This window comes from Rhodococcus sp. (in: high G+C Gram-positive bacteria), from assembly GCF_049591685.1.
GTDB lineage: Bacteria > Actinomycetota > Actinomycetes > Mycobacteriales > Mycobacteriaceae > Rhodococcoides.
The window spans coordinates 1-5,804 of the sequence record NZ_JBAWFH010000271.1; the positions used below are offsets into that span (position 1 = coordinate 1).

The window sequence follows — 5,804 nt, forward strand, 5'->3', positions numbered from 1 at the left end:
CTGCTTGAAGATCCACCTCGGTCGCTGCCATGGGATCCAGTGTTTCGGTCATCGTCGATCCTTCCCACCAAGCCGGGCTCGGCGTGTCGAACCAAGGACCGGATCAACCGTTATTCAGACAGTCCCGCCAAGCCGACCGGTGGCTCGTGGATGGTCCATCTGACCTCCGCTGCGATCGGCGAAGTGCCGCCGGAGGGTGGTGAGTGGTCGAAGCAGATCGCGATCGACATCGGGTCTGGGCAAGCCGGTTTGACCGTGACCACGGACTCACCACTCAACACCACTCTGCTCGACCCTGCCGGCAACACCGTGCGCTTCACGGTTGCCTGACGCCGATCTACTGGCTGATCCGTCGCCCCAACATGGCGGCGTGTAAAGATGAATCGATGAGTGGTCTTCGAGGCAGGACCGCGTCCGCTGCGGGCGTGGTCGGCCTGTTCGTAGGTCTCGTGATCGCCATGGGTTGGCATGTTTTCGTTTCCCCACAGATCGATCTCGATCGCCCAGCAGGATTGGAGCCCTCCTCGGTTTCCATCGTGGGCTACCTGCTCGAGTACTATGAGCCCGCACCGGCTTGGCTGCCCACTGTGGTTGTGTTCCCAGTGATTACTGCGGTGTTGTTCGCCGGCCTCGGGTTCTTCGGTGCGCCAATTGTCTCCCAACGTCGCAGAACACCTGAAAGTCTCGGTTCGATCAGCAGTGCAGCAGGCGGCGTTGTTGGTTTGTCTGCCGCCTTCTGGGCGCACATCTCGCCACCCACGTACATCGGCCTTACCGACAGGCGACCGTTTCGCCTGGCCCTCACCAGCGAGTGGCATCTGTGGGGCATTCTTCCGCTGGTCGGGGTCATAGCTGCTGCGGTGCTATCGGTGTCGGCTGCTGCTGTTCTCCGACGTCGGCTCTAACCGGGTGAGATCAGCTTGATCTACTTTCGCAGACGATAACCCTGTTCGCTCAGATCCCCGATCCGCACGGTGCGACCTTGACGATCCCTCCATACTGCGACGCCGTCGACAAGCGCGGGGTTCATGAATCCGCCGTCATCCCCCCACGGCCAGGCGGTGCCAACTTCGGCCACCTCGTTCTGAACCAGATCGGCCATCGACACGAGCACCTTTTCGACGTCGTCGTCGAGATGCGCCCCGTACCCATTTCCGCTCAGCCCACGGGCACGCTTGCCCGCCACGGTGATCGAACTCGACAGCCAGGCAGTACCACCCACCGGGTCATACATGACCACCCAATCGATATGCACGACATCGCCGCCGTAGTGACGCACGACCAGATCGCGGCCGAGCCGTTCGAGCGCGGCGGACCACGGCTCGGGCATATCGGTGAACGTGACCCGGGCCCCGTCTGGCGGCGTCCAACTCGCGGTCAACACCTGTTCCCGCTGATCGAAGAAACGCACGATCCGAGTATGTCAGCCCAGGTGCTCGGCGCGCCTTGTACCTTTACTCGGTGCGCCCTGCCGATTCCCATCGAGCCGGAGCGTGGGCCGATGCGCTCACGATCGTGTCCATCGTCGCCATCGGGGTCTGCGTGGCAGCCGTCGTCGAACGCGGCGCGACGCCCAATCACGCCCAGCCAGCAGCATCGGCCAACACGCAAACCGCGACTTTTGCCCCGTCCGCGCCCGTCGACACCACCTATCGGACCCCCGAGGCGACGTTCCCGACGACCATCCCCGGTTGCGACGTCGTCGAACCGCCGGCCGAAGCGTCGCTGGTGTGGGGACGAATGATCACCAGTGAGGACTCCTACGACAACCCGCAGGCTCCGTGGTACTCCGGACGCCGGTCGGTGATGATGACCGACGCTCTCACGGAGGCCCTTCCGGATGGCGTCGACGTTCTCTTCGCGAGTCTGCGTGAGTCGTTGATATTCCAGCCGATCGCACAGACTGTGGACGAACCCGGCCAACCCGTCGAACCCCGATGGGCGACGGCGTCGGCCCAGGCACGACGCGGCGATACAGTCGGATGGGTGGGAGTGTCCGTGGCACAGGTCGATTCCGGGGTGCCACCGTGTGTCGCCGGATCAGTACAGGAACGCGCGACGTCGACGGACGGCACCGTGGTCGACGTCGTTGAATCGTGGTCCGAGTACGGCGGCGTTCGAACCGAATACCGCACCGTCACCGCGTACGCACCCGACGGCACAAACATCACTGCAACGGCGTCGGACGCGCAGGGGTTGCAGTCGTCCGACGGCGATGACCGCGACACCGTTCTCACTGTTGACGAATTGAAATCCATTGTCACCCTGCCCGAACTGCGGACGACGACACCCGTCCCCAGCGGCACACTCGAACCGACGGGAGGTTGCGACGACTCCGATAGCTTCTTCTCCGGTGACACACCGATCGACGCCGAGCTCGCGGAAACCCTGAACGCTGCACTGGACGACGTCGAGGTCGGCGAGCGATTCCATCCAGGCCTGAACACGTTGCGGCCTGCCGACTTCGACGCGGGTGTGGTGTGCACGCATGTCGACGTCGTCAACACCGGCGCAGATCTATCCATCTCCATCCGCGGCGGACAGGAGCTACCGATGATGCCGGACGTCTATGATCCCGCCTACCGGAATCGGCCGACCGACTTCGAGATGCTCGACGGCGGCGCCGTGCTGCAACTCGACGAGCAACCTTATTCGTACTCTCCGGCTACTCCCGAGGGAACGAACGGCGGGATGCGCCGCACGGTGTCGGTGATCTACCCGTCGGGAACCGAAGTGGAAGTGCGGTCGCACGCCGAACGTCCGGACGAACCCCTGGGCGCGGACACGCTGCGCGCCATCGCCACCGCCGACGGGTTGGACGTGCTGTGAACCAGTACCGTCGGCTGGCCGTCACCGCAGTAGTGGCGGCTGTGAGCGTCGGCGCGGCCGCCGTGCTGGTTTCCACATCCCCGAGTGACGTCGAACCCGTTGCGGCACCCACCCCGACCTCACCCGGTGCTGTGTGGACGCTCGATGCGACACATGTGCTCGAGAACCCGTTCGCAACATTCGAGGATCCTGTGGGCGCCCGGTTCGGTGAGGTCGAGGGTGGCGTCGTCGACGCAGGTGACGTTCTCGTGGTCGAAGCTGGGTTGACAAATCAGGAGACGGACGAGTTCGAGCAGTCCCAGTTCATCGGTTTCGATGCGGCCACCGGCGACGTGCGGTGGAAGACACCCACCGACGGGACCGAAAGTTGCTCGTCCGACGTGCTCGACGCACTGTTGTTGTGCCGCAGCGGTAATCAGATCGTAACGATCGATGGTTCGGACGGCACCGCGACTCGGTACGACACCGACTGGAACATCTTCGCGGTGGCCACGGACGGAGTAGGCATCTACGTGGTCGAGGGCGAGGAAGACGGGTACACGGTCCGAATTCATCGTGGAACGCTCCACGACCCCGATGCGACGTGGTCCCTGACCCTGGACGACACCTGGGTCGGACCTAGCACCACGCGGGAGATACTAGCATTCGCCGGTGGCGCCGGCGTGGCCCGATTCACCTCCGGCACTGCACTGTTCGACGCAGAATCCGGCGAGGTCACCGACAACATCGCGTCTCCCGACTGCGCGCGGGAACAATTCGTTCGAGGCGAACAGATCTACGTTCTCGCCGGTCGCCGGTGCTCCGATCTGTTCGAGTTCCGCACCGACCTGGTCGATTCGACCGGCCTCGTAGTCGCGACGACAGACGAGGAGTTCTACCAGCGCACAACAGTCGATGCACCGAATTGGCCTTCCGATCCGGTCGTGATGGGCAGCAGCGCTTACGACCCCACCTCAGGGCAGCGGCTGTGGACCGCGGACGATGCCGGCACCGGTGGTGACATCGCTATCGTCGGTGATGTCGTCCTGGGCGTCGGTCTCCTTGCACGCAACCTATTCACCGGCGAGCCCGCGTGGGCTCCGGACGTCGAACCGTTGCCGTTCATGCCCACTGTTGTCCGCGACGGCGTCGCCTACGTCGCCGACTCCGAGCACATTCTGATGATCGAGGCCGGGACCGGTGCGCGTCGGGCACCTATCTCGGTCGAGGGCTTGCTCGGGAACACCGGAGGCCGGTCCGAGACGGTTGCTCTGCTCGACACTCGGGGAGGCGTGGTCGTCGTCAACGAGAAGCGGCTGAACTTGCTTCGATGAGTCCGTCCCAGATTGACTCTGCATTCGCGTCAGCATCGTAGTCAGGCTGCAGCAAGCCAATTGCTCCGGTGGTGACTCCGGTAGCCGGTTCGGTTGCAGTGGGCACGCGGCCCCCGACATAGTCGCGACCGGGTTGTCACGCGTATGGCAACGAGGAGACGCGACCGACGAAAAGGGCGGCCCCGAATATCTCCGGAACCGCCTCTGACTTGCATCTGTATGTCGGGCTGACAGGATTCGAACCTGCGACCCCTTGACCCCCAGCTAGATAACGCACATTCCCGTGGACTCACCTGCACCCACTGCATAGCCTCTGAGCAGGCAGTTTCGCCCGCGAGCGTATGCGACGATCCAAACCCGGTTGCACCGAGAAGTGACACGCTCGCGGCACGCTCGGATACCTATTACTCCATGCGAATCCACCGGATATCCCCACACACCACGCGGGTCCACCGCCGCGAAAAGTGACTGAACCATCGCCCCGCGAGGGTCTCACTCCCAGACAGCACGGGCGCCTCAGCCGCGGCCAGATCGCGCTTCACGACGGCCTCCTCGCGTACACCGAGGACACCGACTCACGTGCGCGAACCCACTCCGCCGCATCCGGCGACACCCACCTGGCCACCGCGACGGCGTCCGCGACATCAGAGACCAGCAAACGTTGATGAATCGGCTCGTGATGCGCAGCCCTGTTCCGCACGAACGCCATCCGCTGAAGCCGCCGCTCGACCTCCCTACGACGCAGCCGCGCATCCGAAGCGCCGTACGGAAACGCACCATGGAGCGCCGGCACCCACAACGACGTTAAATAACGCGACGCCGCGAGGTACCGCCAGAACCCCAATGACAACTCGGCGACCACCTTCCCGTGCACCTCGCTTGGCTGCCGACGAACCGCCCGCCCTCGAGCTTCAATGACATCGCGCCGACCCCGCTGATCCAGAGGCACGTGATCGAACCCCTCTGACGTCCCCCGCGCGTCCTGCGACCACGCGCTCAGCTGAACGTCGAGCGCGTTGCGAGCCACCACCTCGACCATCGACACAAGCGACAACACCGCACCCGATGCCTCGATGTTCCAGTCGTACAGAGCAATTGCCGCATCGATATCCCCACCACTCGCCGCGAGGTACGAACCAAGCCGCTGCCGAGTCAACAGATCCGCGATGACCTCGTTACTCCACGACAATGCCACTCCCCCTGCTGGTTGACATATTGAGACAGTTCCCTAAACTAGACGATGAAGGCCCCGGAACGATCCCTGACACTCGTCACATCGCCGGGGCTACGTTCATTCTGGAGCCCGTCAGCTCGACTGCCCCGATGCTGCCATGTCGGCCAGGCCAAAATCCGTCTCCGAAACTCCCCGCGTAAACGTCCTCATCTCAGCATTCAGCTGGCTGCAATGTCTCTCAGTCACCAAGCCGCCGGCCAGGACATTGCGTCGGCTACGGTCGACTGGCTGACTCATGTAACAAACCGTGCAGTCTCTACGACCTTGTAAAGGACCCGCAAGGCCACCCAACCAAATTCGACGGGACTGTCTGAATAACGGTTGATCCGGTCCTTGGTTCGACACGCCGAGCCCGGCTTGGTGGGAAGGATCGACGATGACCGAAACACTGGATCCCATGGCAGCGACCGAGGTGGATCTTCAAGCAG

The 5,804-nt window shown here is 63.5% G+C and carries 6 protein-coding genes; 4 read left to right on the forward strand and 2 right to left on the reverse strand.

What is annotated here, in order from left to right; translation table 11 throughout:
• Together WBQ44_RS11450 and WBQ44_RS11455 are read left to right on the forward strand one after the other, a co-directional pair.
• Nucleotides 1–330, forward strand: a 330-nt coding sequence (locus tag WBQ44_RS11450) for a hypothetical protein (protein ID WP_495566810.1), incomplete at its 5' end; no start/stop codon positions are given.
• 56 nt (nucleotides 331–386) lie between these two features.
• On the forward strand, nucleotides 387–905 hold the full coding sequence (locus WBQ44_RS11455) for a hypothetical protein (RefSeq protein ID WP_495566811.1): 519 nt from the start codon (nucleotides 387–389) through the stop codon (nucleotides 903–905).
• Between the two features lie 20 nt (nucleotides 906–925).
• Here the strand turns inward: WBQ44_RS11455 and WBQ44_RS11460 are convergent, their stop codons facing one another.
• Complete coding sequence (locus WBQ44_RS11460; protein ID WP_495566812.1) at nucleotides 926–1,411, reverse strand: hypothetical protein; 486 nt, start codon at nucleotides 1,409–1,411, stop codon at nucleotides 926–928.
• Nucleotides 1,412–1,461: 50 nt separating this feature from the next.
• Here WBQ44_RS11460 and WBQ44_RS11465 point away from each other — a divergent pair, with 50 nt between their 5' ends.
• A complete protein-coding gene (locus WBQ44_RS11465; protein WP_495566813.1) occupies nucleotides 1,462–2,829 on the forward strand; it encodes a hypothetical protein in 1,368 nt (455 codons plus the stop codon).
• Entirely contained in the window at nucleotides 2,826–4,142 is a 1,317-nt protein-coding gene (locus WBQ44_RS11470) for a PQQ-binding-like beta-propeller repeat protein (RefSeq protein ID WP_495566814.1), read from the forward strand. Before WBQ44_RS11465 ends, WBQ44_RS11470 begins: the two co-directional genes overlap by 4 nt.
• A gap of 538 nt (nucleotides 4,143–4,680) precedes the next feature.
• Here the strand turns inward: WBQ44_RS11470 and WBQ44_RS11475 are convergent.
• Nucleotides 4,681–5,337 carry a hypothetical protein gene (locus tag WBQ44_RS11475; RefSeq protein ID WP_495566815.1) on the reverse strand — a complete coding sequence of 219 codons (657 nt, stop codon included), beginning with the start codon at nucleotides 5,335–5,337 and terminating at the stop codon, nucleotides 4,681–4,683.
• Between the last annotated feature and the right edge of the window lie 467 nt (nucleotides 5,338–5,804).

Bases quoted from the DNA above. Each gene is read 5' to 3' on its own strand.
- WBQ44_RS11455 (WP_495566811.1), top strand. From the start codon at position 387: ATGAGTGGTCTTCGAGGCAGGACCGCGTCCGCTGCGGGCGTGGTCGGC.